Source organism: Myxococcus llanfairpwllgwyngyllgogerychwyrndrobwllllantysiliogogogochensis, assembly GCF_006636215.1.
GTDB classification, from domain to species: Bacteria; Myxococcota; Myxococcia; order Myxococcales; family Myxococcaceae; genus Myxococcus; species Myxococcus llanfairpwllgwyngyllgogerychwyrndrobwllllantysiliogogogochensis.
This window is the reverse complement of the sequence record NZ_VIFM01000131.1, coordinates 1-16,489: the sequence shown is the minus strand read 5'-3', so window position 1 is coordinate 16,489 and position 16,489 is coordinate 1. Positions and strand designations below refer to the sequence as shown.

The 16,489-nt window shown below is 67.0% G+C and carries 13 protein-coding genes; 4 read left to right on the top strand and 9 right to left on the bottom strand.

Annotated elements, in window-relative coordinates; genetic code table 11:
- Positions 1-205 precede the first annotated feature (205 nt).
- Together FJV41_RS28080 and FJV41_RS28075 are read left to right on the top strand one after the other, a co-directional pair.
- Positions 206-877 carry an SDR family oxidoreductase gene (locus FJV41_RS28080; protein WP_141645644.1) on the top strand — a complete coding sequence of 224 codons (672 nt, stop codon included), beginning with the start codon at positions 206-208 and terminating at the stop codon, positions 875-877.
- Entirely contained in the window at positions 877-1,656 is a 780-nt protein-coding gene (locus tag FJV41_RS28075; protein WP_141645643.1) for an SDR family NAD(P)-dependent oxidoreductase, read from the top strand. Before FJV41_RS28080 ends, FJV41_RS28075 begins: the two co-directional genes overlap by 1 nt.
- Before the next feature lies 1 nt (position 1,657).
- Here the strand turns inward: FJV41_RS28075 and hxsC are convergent, their stop codons facing one another.
- The 8 genes from hxsC to FJV41_RS28035 form a co-directional block, all read right to left on the bottom strand.
- The gene (gene hxsC / locus FJV41_RS28070) at positions 1,658-2,821 is read right to left on the bottom strand and encodes a His-Xaa-Ser system radical SAM maturase HxsC (protein ID WP_141645642.1); all 1,164 of its coding nucleotides are present in this window, start codon (positions 2,819-2,821) and stop codon (positions 1,658-1,660) included.
- Positions 2,822-2,824: 3 nt separating this feature from the next.
- On the bottom strand, positions 2,825-4,267 hold the full coding sequence (hxsB, locus tag FJV41_RS28065) for a His-Xaa-Ser system radical SAM maturase HxsB (RefSeq protein WP_141645641.1): 1,443 nt from the start codon (positions 4,265-4,267) through the stop codon (positions 2,825-2,827).
- A gap of 14 nt (positions 4,268-4,281) precedes the next feature.
- Positions 4,282-4,632, bottom strand: a complete 351-nt coding sequence (hxsD, locus tag FJV41_RS28060; protein ID WP_246137458.1) for a His-Xaa-Ser system protein HxsD — start codon at positions 4,630-4,632, stop codon at positions 4,282-4,284.
- 22 nt (positions 4,633-4,654) lie between these two features.
- On the bottom strand, positions 4,655-5,182 hold the full coding sequence (locus FJV41_RS53180) for a hypothetical protein (RefSeq protein WP_217439491.1): 528 nt from the start codon (positions 5,180-5,182) through the stop codon (positions 4,655-4,657).
- A complete protein-coding gene (locus FJV41_RS28050) occupies positions 5,179-6,951 on the bottom strand; it encodes a hypothetical protein (protein WP_141645639.1) in 1,773 nt (590 codons plus the stop codon). Before FJV41_RS28050 ends, FJV41_RS53180 begins: the two co-directional genes overlap by 4 nt.
- A gap of 493 nt (positions 6,952-7,444) precedes the next feature.
- Entirely contained in the window at positions 7,445-9,595 is a 2,151-nt protein-coding gene (locus tag FJV41_RS28045) for a DEAD/DEAH box helicase (RefSeq protein WP_220137894.1), read from the bottom strand.
- 58 nt (positions 9,596-9,653) lie between these two features.
- Positions 9,654-10,994: an ATP-binding protein gene (locus FJV41_RS28040; protein WP_141645638.1), complete on the bottom strand. Its 1,341-nt coding sequence runs from the start codon at positions 10,992-10,994 to the stop codon at positions 9,654-9,656.
- The gene (locus FJV41_RS28035; RefSeq protein WP_141645637.1) at positions 10,991-13,600 is read right to left on the bottom strand and encodes a tellurite resistance TerB family protein; all 2,610 of its coding nucleotides are present in this window, start codon (positions 13,598-13,600) and stop codon (positions 10,991-10,993) included. The genes FJV41_RS28040 and FJV41_RS28035 overlap by 4 nt, the downstream gene beginning before the upstream one ends.
- A 251-nt stretch (positions 13,601-13,851) precedes the next feature.
- Here FJV41_RS28035 and FJV41_RS28030 point away from each other — a divergent pair, with 251 nt between their 5' ends.
- Positions 13,852-14,844 (top strand): hypothetical protein, encoded by a 993-nt coding sequence (locus FJV41_RS28030; protein WP_141645636.1) that lies wholly within the window; start codon positions 13,852-13,854, stop codon positions 14,842-14,844.
- Positions 14,841-15,221 (top strand): hypothetical protein, encoded by a 381-nt coding sequence (locus FJV41_RS53175; protein WP_217439495.1) that lies wholly within the window; start codon positions 14,841-14,843, stop codon positions 15,219-15,221. Before FJV41_RS28030 ends, FJV41_RS53175 begins: the two co-directional genes overlap by 4 nt.
- A gap of 18 nt (positions 15,222-15,239) precedes the next feature.
- On the opposite strand, the gene FJV41_RS28020 is transcribed toward FJV41_RS53175, so the two are convergent.
- Entirely contained in the window at positions 15,240-16,046 is an 807-nt protein-coding gene (locus FJV41_RS28020; RefSeq protein WP_141645635.1) for a tetratricopeptide repeat protein, read from the bottom strand.
- Positions 16,047-16,489: the final 443 nt, after the last annotated feature.

Genomic DNA, 16,489 nt, shown 5'->3' with positions numbered 1-16,489 from the left:
CTGGAGGGCTGGCTGTCCCCGGGAGTGTCCCGCTTCAGGGGCGGCTCCTGGGCCCGGGCCCTCGTCCGAAGGCGTGTGTGGCCGGTGGCCTGACTCCCCGCCGCGGGTGGACACGCGTGGGGGCAGTGACACGGGGGCCCCTTTCTTGTGCCGGTCCGACATACTCCCCGCCTCGCGAGGGTGAGTCCAGGAGAGGGCACGGCACGTGAGTGGTCGGAATGTCATCGTCGTCGGAGGCACGGGCGACATCGGCCGGGCCGTCACGCACAAGCTGCGTGCGGAGGGCCTGAAGGTCCTCTGCGCCGCGAACGACGTGGCGACGGAGACCGAGGACGCGGTGCACGTGGACGTCACGCGTGAGGACTCCGTGGTGTCGATGTTCGACAAGGCGGAGGCGGGGCTCGGTCCCATCTCGGTGCTGGTCAACTGCTCGGGGTTTGGCGTCTTCGCTCCGCTCCACGAGCTGACGCTCGAGGACTGGCGCAAGAGTCTGGAGGTGAACCTGACGGGGACGTTCCTGTGTGCGCGCGAGGCGTTCCGGAGGATGAAGCCCCGAGGTGGGGGGCGGCTCATCCACCTCGGGTCCGTGAGCGACCACCTCACCTTGCCGATGAATGGGGCCTATGCGGCGTCCAAGCACGGGGTGCGAGGGCTGACCGGGGTCTTGAACGAGGAGGGCAAGGCGCTCGGCATCCGGGCGACGCTCCTGTCCCTGGGGGCGGTCTACACGTCCTTCTGGAGGTCCCGGCCGGAGTTCAGTCCCTCGGACATGCTCTCGGTGGACGACGTGGCGCAGTGTATCTGGGAGATTTCCACCAAGCCGTTGAACGTACGGGTCGACGAGGTTCGCCTCGTCCCTCCCCGAGGTGTCCTCTGATGGAGACGCAGTCGAAGCAGGCCCCTGTCGCGGTCGTCACTGGAGCCAGTCGCGGGATTGGCGCGGCCATCGCCACCGAGCTGGCGCGGCAGGGGTTCGAGGTGGTCCTGCTGGCGCGGGACGAGGCGGCGCTGACGCGACTCCAGGAGCGGCTGACCGCGGCTGGGGGGCGTGTGTGGCCGTTGGCCTGTGATTTGGCGGACGAGGGCGCGGTGGGTGTGGCGCTCTCACGGCTCGAGGCGAAGCTGGGGGTGCCGCGAGTGCTCGTGAACAACGCGGGGGTGGGTGGACCGTTCCACCGAGTGGACGAGGTGAGCGCCGCCGAGTGGGAGCAGTTGTTCGACGTGAATGTGAAGGGCGTGCGCAACCTGTGTCAGTGGGCCCTGCCGCGCATGAAGGCCCAGGGGTACGGGCGCATCGTGAACATCGCGTCCATCATGGGGCTCTTTGGTGGGGCGCAGTCGTCCACCTATGCGGCGACCAAGCACGCGGTGGTGGGCTACTCGAAGGCCATCGCCGCCGAGTGGGGGGCGTATGGCATCACCTGCAACGCGCTCTGCCCGGGCTACATCGACACGGAGATGCTGGCGAAGGCGGACCCGGCCGTGCGCGCGCGACTGCTGGAGCGAATCCCCGTGAAGCGGTTCGGGACGCCGGAGGAGGTGGCGGGGATGGTGTCCTTCCTCGTCGGGCCCTTCAGTGGCTACGTGAATGGCAGTGCCGTGGTGATGGATGGCGGCCTGTCGGCGCACCTGGCGTCGGACCTGCCCGCGTTCTGACTCAGTCTCGGAAGGGCTGGATGCCTCGGCTTCGCTTCAGGACGCCTGAAGCGAAGAACCCGCCGCAGGCATCCCGCCGCACGCAGCCCTCGCAGTCCTCGGTGTAGACGTTCTTCCAGTCGGAGATGCTTTTTCTCGCGAAGGGATGAAGCTCGGCGGGCAAGGTGCAGAGCTGGTGGTTGTAGATGGACGTGTTGAGCCCCGCGCGGCTCAGCGTCCTGACAGCGGCGGTGAGCTGGGCCTGGTAGTCGAGCGGGTCCACCCAGAGCATTCCGAGGTTCGTCCTGGCGAACCCCATCAGCTCCAGCCCCATCAGCGCGACATGGTCGACGAACAACAAGTTGCGCGTGATGAAGTCAGCGAGTTGAGGCAGGCGCGAGTACGTCTGCGCGTGGACGACACAACGCAGCTCCACGCGCACGCGGGCGCGCTTGAGGTGGAGGATACCCCGGAGGGTGTCATCGAACGCGCCCAAGGCCTGCACGACGTAGTCATGCTCCTCGGGCAGGTCCGAGTAGAGCGGTATCCCCAGCATGAGGTCGGGGTGCTGAACTTTCGCCACCGCGCGTGCCAGTTCGGCGTCCGCGAAGCCGCGTCCGTTGGTCAGGATATGGACCGAGGTCTGGGGCAGGTAACCCTTCATCCGCTCCAGGAGCTCGAGGAGACGTCCCTTGAGCAGGCTCGGCTCGCCGCCCGTGATTCCAAGCTCGCGAGTCTCCGGGGAGATGAGCGGGAGAGTGGCCATCAGCTCATCGACGAGCCAGGAGTCATCCTGCTTGCGAGGTGGCTGGGAGCACATCAGGCAGTTGTTGTCGCAGCGCTCCGTCACCAGGAACGTGTTCGACGGAGACGCGCGGCGATACAGCGTCGCCAGGGCTCCTCGCTCGGGATGGATGCGGACCACGTCCCCTTCGGCGAGGTAGCGCAGCCCGGGGGCCAGGACGTAGACGTCCCGCAGTCCCGGACTCACCGAGCCGTCATCCAGTAGGAGATACCCCCGGAAGCCCGGAGGAAGGTGCGCCAGCGGACGTCGGACGAGGAGAATCTCCCGTCCGCGTTCGGACTCCGGAAGGTCTGGCTGCTCGCGGATGCGACCGATGAATGGCTCGGGTGAGCGCTCCGAAAGGGACTTCAGCCCGGTAGATGCGAGGTCCAGGGCGGGCATGGCTCAGCGCCACCCCAGGAGGATGTCCCGGGCGCGGGAATCATCCTCGAGCAGCCCAATGAGGTGACGCAGCACGCCCATCTGCTTCTTACAGAAGGCGCTGAACGCCTTATGGCCGACGGCATCTCCCAGCGTCGCCTGGTGGAAGACCGGGTCCGCGCCACAGTAAGGGAGGAACGCGCAGTCACCGCACATGGGGGCGCCCTCCGGCATCGTGTCGCTCAAGTGGGTCAGGAGCGTCTCAGACGTCATGATGGACTCGTAGGAGTCGCGGGAGAGGTGCCCGAGCCGGAAGGAGAAGTCGCCCATCTCCGCGAGCATCCGCCCCTCGTCGGAGGCATACACCGCGCCGTCGTAGTTGTAGACGAGCGCCCCGATTCCGATGCCCGAGGGCGACTGGAGGTCGACATACGTCGAGCCCCTCGGTGAGAAGAGCTTCTGCAGCAGGATGGCGGTGAACTCCTCCTGGAGCGGGTACCCCTGCTCGTTGATGCGAAGGATGTGCGCGAGCCCTCGCTTGTAGAACTCGACCCAGGCCTCGACGCCGTACTGGCGCGAGGCGCGTTGGCGGACGGCGAACCCATACGGGCTGACGTTCCTCAGGAAGATGCCGTGGAAGCCCTGGCGCACGTACTCGTCGATGATGTCCTCGACGCGCTCCAGGCTCGCCTGGGTCGTCGTCATCAGGGCGGAGACCGCGTCTGGCCCGAGCGTCTGCCTCGCCCGTCGAATCGCATCGATGGTCCGTTGATGGCTGTCCCCGCCACGCACCGGTCGCTGGGCGTTGTGCAGGGCCTCGGGCCCATCCAGGGACGTGGAGAGCAGCACACCATGCTCCCGGCAGAAGGCCAGCACCTCATCCGTGAGCCGCGAGAGGTTGCTCGCGATGACGAACTGGAGGTCCCTGCCATGCACCTGATTCAGAGCCTTGGCGCGCTCGACGATGTAGCGGATGCGCTCGAAGTGGAGCAGCGGCTCGCCGCCCTGGAACTCGATCTTGAGGGCTGGGGACGGACTGCGAAACATGAAGTTGAGCGCTTGGTCGGCGTGCTCTTGCGACATGTCGAAGTCGAGGCGTCCCTCGGCCTGCCGCGACACCTGACAATAGGGGCAGGAGTGGTCGCAGCGCAGGGTGACGACGAAGATGTGCAGCCCGGTGAAGGACGCGAGCTGCTCCGCGCGGGTCCGATACTTCAGCGCGAGCAGCTCGAGCGCAACGCGCGAGTACTCGTCGAACATGAAGTGCCTGGACTTGAGCGACTTGTAGGCCTCCCGGTCCGGTGGCAGCGCATGGCTGATGAACTCGACCAGCTCCTCGCGGGGCAGCACCACGTATTCGCCCACGTCGTTCGTGGCGATGTAGCGCGAGCCGTCCAGTGGGCTGAATCGGAAGGGCGCCAGTTGGTATCCCCGAGAGGACTGGTACCTGGAGCGGTCATGGAACATGGGGTGCGAAGCCCTCAATCCTGGCGAATCAGGTCGGTGCGCGAGAAGGCCTGGGCGATAATCAGCGCGCGGAGGGCGCGCGTCTCGTCGCCCACCTGCTCGCGCAGCTCCTGGTCCAGCAGCTCCTGGAAGAACAGCCGCGCGGTCTCCAGCGCATCCTGCTCGATGATGGTCGGTCCGAAGACGAAGCGGACGGGAAGCCTGTCTGCCTCGGGTGAGCCGAGCACGGCGGTGCATCGCTCCGCGAAGCGATAGGCGGACTTCTGTATCGCCGTGAGCCGGTAGACCCGAAGGTCGAGGACGGTCTGGATGGCACCGTCGCGGAAGATGAATGGTGGCGGGGCTTCGGGTTCCTTCGTTGTCACGTGTCTGCTCCCAATCCCATCGCTACCACTCAATCGTGACATCGCCCATCTGCCCCGCGACCAGGTCCACCTCGACGGTGGTGGTGCCAAGGAAGCGGTTCTCGATGCGGACCACGTGTTTGCCCGCCGCCAGTCGCATGAGAGACGTCACGTCCTGCCCCGCGGGCTTGTCGTCGACGAAGATGCGTCCCCCGGGAAAGACAACGAAGGACACCATCGCGGGCTTGGGCGGTGGAGGCGGCGGCTCTGGCTCTGCGGCGGGAGCGGAGTAGCCACCGCCGTAGCTCCGGCTTCGGCTCCCGGAGTAGTGGCTTCGATGTGAGGAGTGGGAGCGGTGCGAGCGATGCCCCGCGAGGAGAATCTGCCCGCTGGTGGGTGGGACGACGAGGAGCAGTTCGTCACGCGCTTCCTCTTCATCGCGTCGTCGCCAGGTGGGCTGGGCGACCTGGACCTCGATACCTGGAACGAGCAGACCCGAGGGTGCCGCGCCGCCGAGCAGTCCCATGAGTGCCGCGCTGACGGAGAGCAGCCGTGGAGGTTTCGGATTCATGGCTTCACCTCTCCGATGCGCAGCTCCATCAAGTAGGTACTGCTCCACCGCGCCACGATGGTCACCCCTCCGTCCTTCCAGGTGGTCTGGGTGGGTGATTTGCCTCCTCGGAGCTGCGGTGGCGTGGGCAGCTCGACAGGATGCCCCATGACACGTGAGAGCAGCTCCTTCGTGGTCGCCGTGTGCTTCAAGTTGTTGAGCACGCGTGAACTCTTGTCCGCGCCCACCAGGTACGCACCGGCGCAGCGTCCATCCTTCAGCGCGCAGTAGAGGGCGACGGAGTCCGTCGTCTTCGTCAGGAGGCTTGTGTCGCTACCGGTCGTCAGTTGAAGCAGAGAGATGGCCACGGCGCGCTCGGCGCCGATGAGGGGAATCCGCTCCCGTTCCTCCCGGGTCCATGTAGCGGCTTGTCGTGCGCGCTCCCCTAGATCCGCATCGGACGGAGTCTCACCCAGTTCGGTGGTAAGCGCGCGAGTCTTGTCGAGATGCAGGAGCCACTCCAAGGTCATCACCTTGGGACGCGGCTTTGGCGACAACTGCTCCACGAGTGTCGCGCGCACCTGTCCGAGGCGTTGCTCCCGGCCTGGTGTGGACTCGGCGCGAAGCGCGGCGCCTAGGGTCTTCCACCGGCAAGCCTCCGTCGAACAGGCCTCGTACTCCGTTTCGAGGATGTTCGCGGTCAGCACGCCGACGTCCTTCGAGAAATCCTGTTCGAGCGCGGGCCTGGCGATGGAGAGCACCTCCAGGGCGGAGGCCGGCTCCTTGCGTGCGAGGGATTGGAGGACCTGCCGCCGAGTGAGCTCAAGGAGGCGCTGGTTGACCTTCGCCCGCTGCGGAGAGCCTGACTTCAACAAAACGGCATCCTCGACGACCTCTTTCACGGTCTCCGCGCGGAGCGCATGGGCGAGATGGAGTTCGGACCAGATTGGCTGAAGAGCGGGGTCCTCGGGTTTGCCCAGCGCGAGCAGTTCCTTGTTCGCGGCGTCGAGGCGTCCCGCCCAGATATGGCGCAGGGCATCAGCGAGTCTTGGCTCCGAAGCCTGCGCCACGAAACCGGCCGCGAGCGCGTACACAGCCAGGCCGATGCTCCGGCGGCGAGTCTTCCGCTTCCTGCCCAGGGTCCAGTCCCGGACCAGGTGCTCGGCCACAATCGCGAACCCACCGAGCGAGACACACAGCGCTACCAGCCAGCCGTTCCAGAAGTAGGAGCCTCGAATGAGGTAGAGGAACGGAACCCCCACCGCCAGCGCGAGGAGGACCAGCCGTGCCGCGAAGACCTTCCGGGCCCGCGCCGCGAACTGTCGGTCCGCGGAGACGGGTGGTGCCAGCATCCGCTGCCCCTCGAACTGAACCGTCGTGGGGAGCGCATCCGCGATGGAGTAGGAGACCCGCGCGGCGGGCGCTTCGAAGACCTGGAAGAGCTGGCTGGTGATGCGCTCCTGGAGTTTGAGCGCGATTCGGGTCTTCCCCCAGTGCTCCTGGAGCCAATCCTCGGGGAGATGAGGCGCGACCTTATCCTGTGACAGCGCACCGTTCGCGCTGATTTCTCCCAGGAGCTTCGCGTCTTTCTCCATTCCCACCGTTGTCCACGGCAAGCCACGCAGTGTCTCGTCCTCCGTCATCACCAGGAGGTCGAAGCGGACCGACTCGACGAACTCGAGCCAGCGCTGCTCACGACCATGCCCCAGGCACGGCGAGCAGGACACCCGCCCCGAATTGCAGCCGCTACAGGAGACGGTGCCCCGCGCATCACATGACCTGCAGTTCATGAGTCGGCGCGAGCCATTCGAAGCGTAGCCGTAGGCCTTCCGTGTGCCGTTACAGTTCGAGCAACGGACGTCCCCACTCCCGCCACATCTGGAGCAGGGAATCGAGCCTGGGCCCCCGCACGCTGAACAGGGAAGGATGGAGAGGCTGCTCTCGTGGAGGCTCTCCCGAGTCTCCAACCAGGGGTCGACGCTGTCGGCCTTTCGCCTCAAACCCGTGACAGGCGGTGAGCCCCGAGTGGGGCCGTCTTTCCACACGACCTTCCGCTCGGTGATGGTTGTGTAGAGCCGGCAGGCCCTCCGCACCTTCGGCTCCACGGAGCGGATGAAGTCCGTGGGATTGGAGGGCGCCACGGGCAGGCTTCGCGTCCAGGTGGCGAAGGCCTGGGTGGCGGCGTGCTGGATGGCAGCGGCGTCCACAGGGAGAGCCGGGTCGGCAGCCTGAGATTCGTGGGAAGGACGACTCATGGGTGACAAGGCCTCTCCATGAAGGGCTTCATTGCAACACCCGCTGCGCCGCGCGCCACGCACCCTGGACATCCAGGTACCGAGCCGCGTAGTCACGCGCCAGCAGGTCTTCCGGCACGAAGCCGTCATGCTTCTCGAGCGCCATGTTGGCCACGTGGGTCGTGAGGGCTTCGGCCCGAGGAGGCCCCTCTGCCACGAGTCCACGCAGGGCGCCTTCCACGTCCGACTGCATTCCCTCCACACTCAAGACCGCACCGAGCGTCTCCACCGACAGTCCACTCGCCTGGAGCGACAGCGCCAGCGTGTGTACCACCGCGTCACCGGCCCACGGGAAGACATGGACCTCCCGGCCGGAGGTGATGATGGACCGCTCGGAGAGCCCCCATCGCTGGAAGGTCGCCCGAGCCTCCGCCAGCAGCTCTTGCGCACGCGCATCCAGGTAGCGGGGAATGCCGTCACCGGCATAGACGGCCCGCATCTGTTCCCGGACGCGGTCATGCACGCCGCCGACACCAGTGGACTCGAACATGGGAACGCGCCCAGCGGGAGCGGGCTCCAACTCCACGACCTTTTCGTCGCCCTGCACGGCGAGCACGCGCCACCGTCGTCCGCCGAAGATGAGGTACGTGCCGACGAAGAGCGGCTGGTCGATGGGCATCGTGCCCAGCGTGCGACCCGAGGCCACCAGCCGGAACTCCTCTACCGAGGCGAAGGCCGCATAGAAGCTGTACTGGTTGACGATCCGCTCGCCCACCCGGCCCAGAAGCAGCGTCCCATCCGAGGACTGTGAGAGCAGCTCACGCTGTCCCAATCCCCGCAGGAAGTGCACGAAGTCCTCGCGTGACACCCGCGCGAAAGGACCCGCCTGGCACAACGCGGAGAAGGCCTCGCCCGCCTTGACGCCGCCATGCTGGGCGATGAGAGAGAGCAGCTGCTGGACCAGCGTGGAGAAGTGGAAGGCGCCCGAGGCGGGAGGCTCGAACCAGTTCGTCAGCAGCAGCTCGAGCATGGCGACCGATTGAACCAGGCGCATGCGGAGTTGGTCCGGCAGGGGACTCGTCTTCGTCAGCTCCGCCTCCTGGAGATACAACCGGAGCACGGCGGGTCCACCCTTACGTCCGCTGCGTCCCAGGCGCTGACGAAGGCTGGCCACCGAGGGAGGTACGCCCACCTGCGCGATGCTCTGCACGGCGCCCACGTCGATGCCCATCTCTAGTGTGGTAGTGCATACGAGGTTGACGGGCCGCTGCCTCGCCTTGAGCGCGGCCTCCGCTTCCTCGCGCAGTTCCTTGGAGAGGTTGCCGTGATGGGGGAAGAACTCGTTGGGCAATTGCGCCTGTTCGCACATGCGGCGCAGGAGGTCCGCGTAGAGCTCGACGTTCGCCCGGCTGTTGGCGAACACGAGATTGTGCGTCCCTCTCAGCGTCTTGAAGAGGTGCGCTCCCACGTCGTGCTCATCCTCGGGCAGCCCGTCGGAGGACTCCTCGTCCTCTCCAGGGGCCAGCCGCCTGGCATCCGGAGTTCGCTTGCGATAGCCCCTGAGCTGGAGGAGCAGCTCTCCGCCGCCGGAGTCGGAGTTGCACAGGCGGACCTTCTCCCCGGCGCCAGGGCGGAGGAACTCCGCGGCCAGGGTCATGTCGCCCAGCGTGGCGCTGAGGCCCACGCGAGGCACGTTGCGGCGCAGGGTCAGCTCGACACGGTGCAGGAGCGACTGGAGCTGGCATCCCCGCTCGGTGCCGATGAAGGCATGCAGCTCGTCGATGACGATGTGCTCCAACGAGGAGAACAGGCTGGCGAGGGCGGAGCCCTGGCGGATGAAGAGCGCTTCGAGCGACTCGGGGGTGATGAGGAGGATGCCCGCCGGGGACTTGAGCAGCCGCGCCTTGTGGCCCTGAGACACGTCCCCGTGCCAGCGATGCACGGCAATCCCCAACCCGTCGCAGAGTCCGTCGAGTCGCTCGAACTGGTCGTTGATGAGCGCCTTGAGCGGGCCGATGTAGATGGCGCGTACGCTGCCGCCGGAGTCCTCCGCCAGCCGGCTGCAGATGGGCAGGAAGGCGGCCTCCGTCTTTCCACTGGCCGTCGACGCCGAGAGGATGACGTCTTGCGTCCCCTCGATGATGGGCGCAATCGCGACCTCCTGGATGCCGCGCAGCTCCTTCCACCCTTGGGTCCACACCCAGCGCTGCACCTTGGGGTGCAACCGGTGAAAGGAGCCTGACGCGGAGCCGCTCGGGTCAGAGCTTGAAGGATGCGAGCTCATCATCTGCTCCGGCCGTCAGGCTTCCTGCCTCCGCCTCGGTCAGGGGAGCGAGGTCGGGGTTGACGTCCACGGCGAGTTGCACGCCTCCGAGCAGCTCCTTCCAGTCCGCGGTCGGATTCTGTTCGAGGACGGCCAGGAGGTTGATGAAGGCTGTCACGGTGCTCCGGGGCGTGCGGAAGTACGCCTCGCCGATGCGCTCGGAGCAGTGGGTCATGAAGCTGTGGAGCCCCTCATCGGGCAGGCGCTGCGTGGACGTATCGCCCGTGGAGTAGACGTGCCGAAGCTTGGTGAGCAGGACGTAGAGGTCCTCGGGGGTGAGGTTGGCCAGCCTGAGCACGGGAGAGCTGTAGTCGACGAGGTTGCCCACGGCGAAGGTGTTCTGGGCCAGCCGCGACTGGAGGGCCTCGTAGCTGTAGAGGCCCTTGCGGGTGTCCATGAGGAACTCGGGCGTTCCTCCCAGGATGAAGCCCAGGCCCTCGGCGGTGCCCTGGAGACAATCATTGAGGATGCGGAGGATCTGCTCGTAGTTGGAGGCGCGGGCCTTGGTGTTGGCCATCTTGTAGAGATTGACCAGCTCATCCAGGCACACCATCAGGCCGTCGTAGCCGGACAGTCGGACGAAGCGCGCCAACAGCTTCAACTGGTCGTAGACATCCGCGTCGTCGATGATGGTGCGGACCCCCAGCGACTTGCGTGCATCGGTGCGGGTGGAGAACTCGCCGCGCAGCCACTTCACGGCGTCGGCCTTGAGCACCTCGTTCCCGCTGTCATGGCCGCGCCAGTAGGCCGCGATGACCTCCGCGAAGTCGTAGCCGCCCACCAGCTCCGAGAGCGCCGCGAGCTTCTCCCTGATGACAGCCTCGGGGTTCAGGTTCCGGCTCTTCGCGTCCGTGAGGGCGCCGGAGACGAAGCGCTCCACAACGCTGGCGAGCGCTCCCCCCTCGGGCTTGGCCCGGGTGGCCATGTTGCGCATCAGCTCCGCGTACAGGCTGCGAGCCTTCCCATCCGTCGCGTGCAACCGCCGGTCGGGGTTGAGGTCCGCGTGCAGTGTGACGAGGCGCTTCTCCAGCGCGATGGAGCGGATGAGGTTGAGGAAGAACGTCTTGCCGGAGCCGTACTCGCCGATGACGAAGCGGATGGCGCTTCCGCCCTCGGCGATGCGCTCCACGTCGCGGACCAGTGCTCGGACTTCTTCGACTCGGCCTACCTGGATGTGTTGCTGTCCCACGCGAGGCACGACGCCCGCGCGCAGCGACTGGACGATGGCATCCCGATCCTTCGGCCTGATGCGTCCCTGGAGCGTCGCGTCCGTCATGACATCATCTCCCGTGCTGCCTGCTCATTGAGCTGAAGGGTTTCGTCGCCTTCGAGGACGGGTTCGCCGCACACCTCGAAGGCCGCGTCGTTGATGACATCCAGCGCGCCGTCCGTGAGCAGTCCGAGCCCGCCGGCGAGCTTCTCCACTTCGGAGCGAGGCCACTCCGTCTTCGCGACGAGGGAGCGCAGCAGGGAGGTGTGGAGGGAGTCCAGGCCCGCGACGCCAGGTTCCACCGGGGCGGGGGTCGATGGGACGGCGGGTGGCGGTGTTTCCTCCTCGGCGAAGATGCTGCCCAGGAGGCTGGAGACCGCGGCGGTTTCCGCGAGCTTCGCCTGCACGCTGCGCATGTCGAGCGCCAGCCGTTCGCCTTTCTCGGGAGGAGGCCCGGGGATGGTGAAGCCCTGCTCGGGTGCTCCGGCGAGCCGCATTGAGACGGGCTCCGTCGCCGCCGTGGGCCGCATTGCCGTGGCGGCGTGGACGCGGGAGTAGACGCTGGCCTCGTCGAGTCCCAGCATCGCGTAGAGCTTCGACAGCGTCTTGAGCTCCTGGGGTGACACGTTGCCGTCCGCCACGGCGACCTCAATCAAGAGATTGCCCAGCGAGGTGCGGGCCTCGGGAGCCAGTGCCTCCACGCGCTTTTTGTGGCCCGCGTTGGAGGCGGGCCTCGCGAGCAGCCAGGCGACATGCGCCTTGAGTCGGGTCTTCTCGGAGGCGAGCAGTCCCTGGGCCGCCTCTACCATGGCCTCCATGCGCGTGGTCTCGTCCGTCGACACGGTTCCATCCGCGGTCGCCACGGCGGCGGCGAGGTGGAGCATCGCGAGCGCGGACAGGTAGTCGCCGGAAGGCGCGCTCGGTGACTCAGGATGCAGTGTGAAGACGTGGGCGGACTCGTCGGGGGCAAGCACGGCGCCGCCCATGCGAGGGTCGGGCTCCATGCCGTAGCCCAGCTTCTCCAGGGCCTGGGCCAACCCCACGGCCTCGGACTTGGAGAGCTTCCCAGAGGTCGCGGTGGGCCAGTGCTTGAGGAGGTCGGCGGCGGCCACGGGCGCGGAGGTGTTGCTCCCGAGCGATTGCTGCAACAGCGCGCGGAGCGCCTGCACGTCCGAGCCTCCCTGCATCGTAGACGTCAGCTCGTCGGGGAGCAGCGCCAGGGCGCTCATGCTGTTGCGCGCGTCGGGGTTCTTCCCCACCCAGCGGCTGTAGGACTCGAGCGACTCGCAGCAGTCCTCGACGAGCGCGCGCACGGGCTTGAGCGACGTCTCGGAGGCCTCGGTGACGGAGGCCGACGCCAGCCGCACCATGCCCGCGAAGGAGGCGCTCGCGGGTTCGTAGCGGGCCCCCACCCTCGACTTCTTGGCGCGAGGGACGATGCCCGTGCCATGGTCTCGCTGGTAGCGCGCGCGGAAGAGGGCCTGGAACTCCTCGGGGCAGCGTGTGGCGGGGGTTCGCAGTTTGGTGTCACTGGTCTCCACGGCCCAGGCGAGGGCCCAGTCCGCAGGGAGCGGCAGCCCCTTGGACGCGGCGGTGCCCACGGCCATGCGCACATCGAACGAGGCCGCGCCGGCATGGCGCAGCGTGAACTGGGGCGTCTCCTTCAGCAGTCCATCTTCGCCAGCGCGGCGCACGCGCAGGACGTCGAGAAAGGCCGACGCGTAGGTACGGAAGGAGTTGTTCTCCTCGTGGATCTTGAGCAGGGCCTGGACCTCTTCTTCGATGAGGCGGGCCTCGGCGAGCGCCGCTGCGTCCGTGCCCAGCTCGATGAGCACTCGCCGCTCCAGCCCGTAGAAGAACAGGAAGACATAGCCGATATAGGCATGGGCATTGCGGCGACCACTCGCGAGCCACTCCAGATAGCCCGCGCGGGAAGCGGGAGAAATGTCCGAGTAGGAGGGCCAGTACGTCATACCCTGTCCATCGCGGTTGGGCCGTGAGGCCACTTCGAGACTCGGGTTGATGAGCGCGGGCTCGGTGCCGGGCGCATTCACGGCGCGCAGCCGCGAGCCCACGTACACCATGCCGTCCTTCAGCTTGTAACCAGCGACCTCGATGACCTCTCTTGGTGGAATCCAACCGGTCTTGAGCGGAGTGGGTGGCCACAGCGTGGGACCGGGGGTCGCCTGCGTCGCGACAGGCGCCACGGGGGGAGTGGCGCCTGCCTTGGGCACTGGAGTCACGGACCGCATGGGCGCGGCCGGTGCGGGCTCGACGGGCTTCGCGACCGGAGCGGAGGCCGTCATCGTGAATGCCGAGGGCGGGGGCGTCGCGGGTGGCGGAGGCGCGGGACGTGGTGCCACCAGCATCGGCTCATCCGGGATACGGACCATGAGCCCTGGGGAGACTCTGGGCGCGCTCACGGTTTCGAAGCGCAGCGCGATGGTGGCGGCAGGTGGGGCGGAGTGAGAGGCGGGAGAAGGAGCGGGAGCAGGAGCGACGATGGCGCCTGACAGTTGCGCGGCCTTCCAGCGCTTGTTGAGCTTGTTGAGCCAGACAATGCCGCCCCAGGCCCCCAGACCCAGGACGACCATGAAGCACAGCGTTCCCCTGGCCCCGTCTGACTGAGCGGCGGCCACCAGGGGCGGCAGCGCCCGCATCCATACGGCCATTGTGTCGCTCCCCGCCGGGCGCCGAAGGACGGCTACCGCACACGTCTGATGGTACCAGCCCTGGTCAGGGTAATGGGATGCAGGCGCGAGCGTGAGGGGAAAGGCTCAATGGCTCATCACCCCGGAGAGGTATTCCCATCGGGGCGTTCGTGACCCATCGTGGGTCGGGCAAGTGTGCGCCTGAAGTCGGCCGCCCCTTGATTGACAGACTTCGTTTGATGGTCCCTGCTCACGCACTCTGGAGGTATGCGATGCCGCTTCCGCTCATTCCCGCCGCGCTCCTGCTCGCAGGTCTCTTTGGCTATGGCGCCAAGAAAAGCTACGACGGCATCGATCGCATGAAGGACGCCAAGGATATTGGCGAGGAGGCTCAGGCGCGCCATGAAGGGGCGGTTCAACGGCTGGAGGGAGCGCGCGGCGCGCTCCAACGTCAGTTGGATGCCCTGGCCTCTCAGCGAGATGGCGTTGTCGCCACGACCTTCCGTCGTCTCTTCGACTTCCTCGAACAGATGAATCAAAAGGCCCGCATCGAGGCCTTGGAGCACCTGGGGCGAGTGGGAGTGAGTCGGGAATCCGTCCGCGAGTTCGCCGTGCAATATCTCGAAGCCGGCGGCACGCTGTCGGGCTCGGTCGCGGCGGCCGTGACAGGCGCGGGAGCGAGCGCGCTGACCACGGGGCTGGTCACCAGCTTCGCCACGGCTGGAACGGGGGCCGCGTTGTCGGGGCTGACGGGCGCCGCGGCGAACAGCGCCCTGCTGGCCTGGCTTGGAGGGGGCTCGCTTGCCGCAGGCGGCTGGGGTGTGGCTGGAGGCACCGCAATCCTCGGAGGCATCGCGGTGGCTCCCGCGATGGCCGTTGTTGGTTTCGTCATGGCCCGTCAGGGAGAGAAAGCCAGAACGAAGGCTCTGGCCTATGCGGAGGACGTCAATGAACAGGTCGCGCGCATCGATGCGGCCATCGCTCTGCTGGCGCGGGCGGGAGTGCGCGTGGACGAATTGGGCGGTGTTCTTGGCGCTCTCGACCAGCGAACAGGTCGGGCCATCGACGCCCTCTGGGAGTTGGCGAAGTGTTTCGACACCGAGAACGATGGGCATCTGGCTCGGTTCGCCACGGCCATGCAACTGGCGAAGGCGGAGAGCGAGCTGATGCGGGTGCCGCTCTTCACCGAGGGCGGAGACCTCAACACCCAGTTGGAGGCCCTGCTAGAGCAGTCTCGCGGCCTTCTTCAACGGGAGACGACATGAGCATGAAGATGAACCTGCCCCTGAAGGACGTGCTGACCGGCATCAAGGTGGTGGCCGAGTGCGTGCGCGACATCCAGAAAGAGCGCACGGAACAGACTCGGCTGCGTGAAGAATCCCGAGTGGATGTCGAGCACATCCATGCCATGCGTGACGTGCTCCTGGACTACCTGGACCGCAGCTTCGACGAGCGTCGGGAGAATTTTCGACAACTCTTCGAGCGCCTGGACGGAGCCATCGCCAGCGACAATGTGCAGATGGCGGCTGTGGTCCTGGACTCCGTCGTGAAGCTGGCCGATGCCTCGCCCTTCAAGGCGCTACAGGATGTGGCGGCGACCCGCGCCGTGCTCGGGAAACAGGGGACGGAGTGGAAGTTCTAGGGGGCTCCGCTTCGCCGTCTACGCGGCGACGGGAGTCGTCAGGCCCCTGCGCTCCATGAAGGCGCGCAGCTCCGGCCACCGCGAGGACAGGGCTTCGAAGTCATCGGGGCGCCCGAGCCGTGCGGCGGCCAGTGTGGCGTCGATGTCCAGCGCATGAGTTATCGGGTCCACGGCGTCCAGGGCGAAGGCCTTGAGGAGCTTGAGTCGGCGGGTATCACGTCCCGCCAGGGCGTCCGCCTCGTTCGCTCGGGCCGCGAGGAGCGCCAACGCGGCGTTGTGCTGTCCGTCGCGGCAGAGCAGGGAGACCTCGGGCAGCAACGCGTAGGAGGGGGGCAGCTTCCCAGCCCGCTTGCGCCCTTCCTCCAGCCATTCACGTGCCGGGGACAGCTCGCCCTGGAGGAAGTAGGCGTGGGCAATCAGATTGGGCAGCCATTGGTGCGCGGCTGGAACGAACCTTCGCAACGAGCTGGAGTGCTCCGCGGAGCCGAAGAGTTCGAGCGCGCGTGCTGCCTCCCCCAGCGTCAACAGAGACTGTCCGGCCATGGTGACGGAGACGGCCCGCTGGGTGCCCTGGGTGCTTTGGCGTGCGGCCTCCTCGTAGCAGCGGGCTGCTTCTCGTTCGTCACCCGCGCTCGAGAACGAGACTCCCTGGTGATAGGTCGCGCCCCACCTGCGGATGCGCCAGAAGAAGAAGGCGAACAGCGCGAGGAACAGCGCGACACAGCCGCCGGCGAGCACCGGAGGCGTCAGGTACTCGCGCAGCGAACTGGTGCGGGAGGTGGCGTTGTAGGAGATGACGAAGGCGACGACGAGAAACAGCCACATTCCGCCCCGTTGCGCCGAGAAGAAGGAGAAGGGCCGCAGATGGCGCTCTTTGGGAAGGGGAAGCGGAGTCACGTGGGCTCACAAGGCGAAGGTCGAAGCCGCCTCGTAGCCTGACAGCGCGCTGGAATTCCATCCGCTCTTGGTGTCAGCGGCTCGCAACCGAGTCCCCTGGTGACTGTCTGGGGGCTTGAGTCGCTCATTCGCCAAGAACCGGACCTGACGAATCCACGGAGAAGCCTCGCGCTGACACCCGAGCGTCGAGGCGCCAGGCTGCCTGTCCCTCGTGCTTCGGGGCTGGGGCTTGGGTTCCCCGGGTTCTCGGCCGCCTGGAGCGTTCGCATGTTGACGAGGAGGTGAGTGGGTGGGGCGGGGCGTGCCCCAGGCCCACGAGCGTTGACGCGCATGCGGAGCACGGGGGGACGATGGACCGCACACGCCAAGGA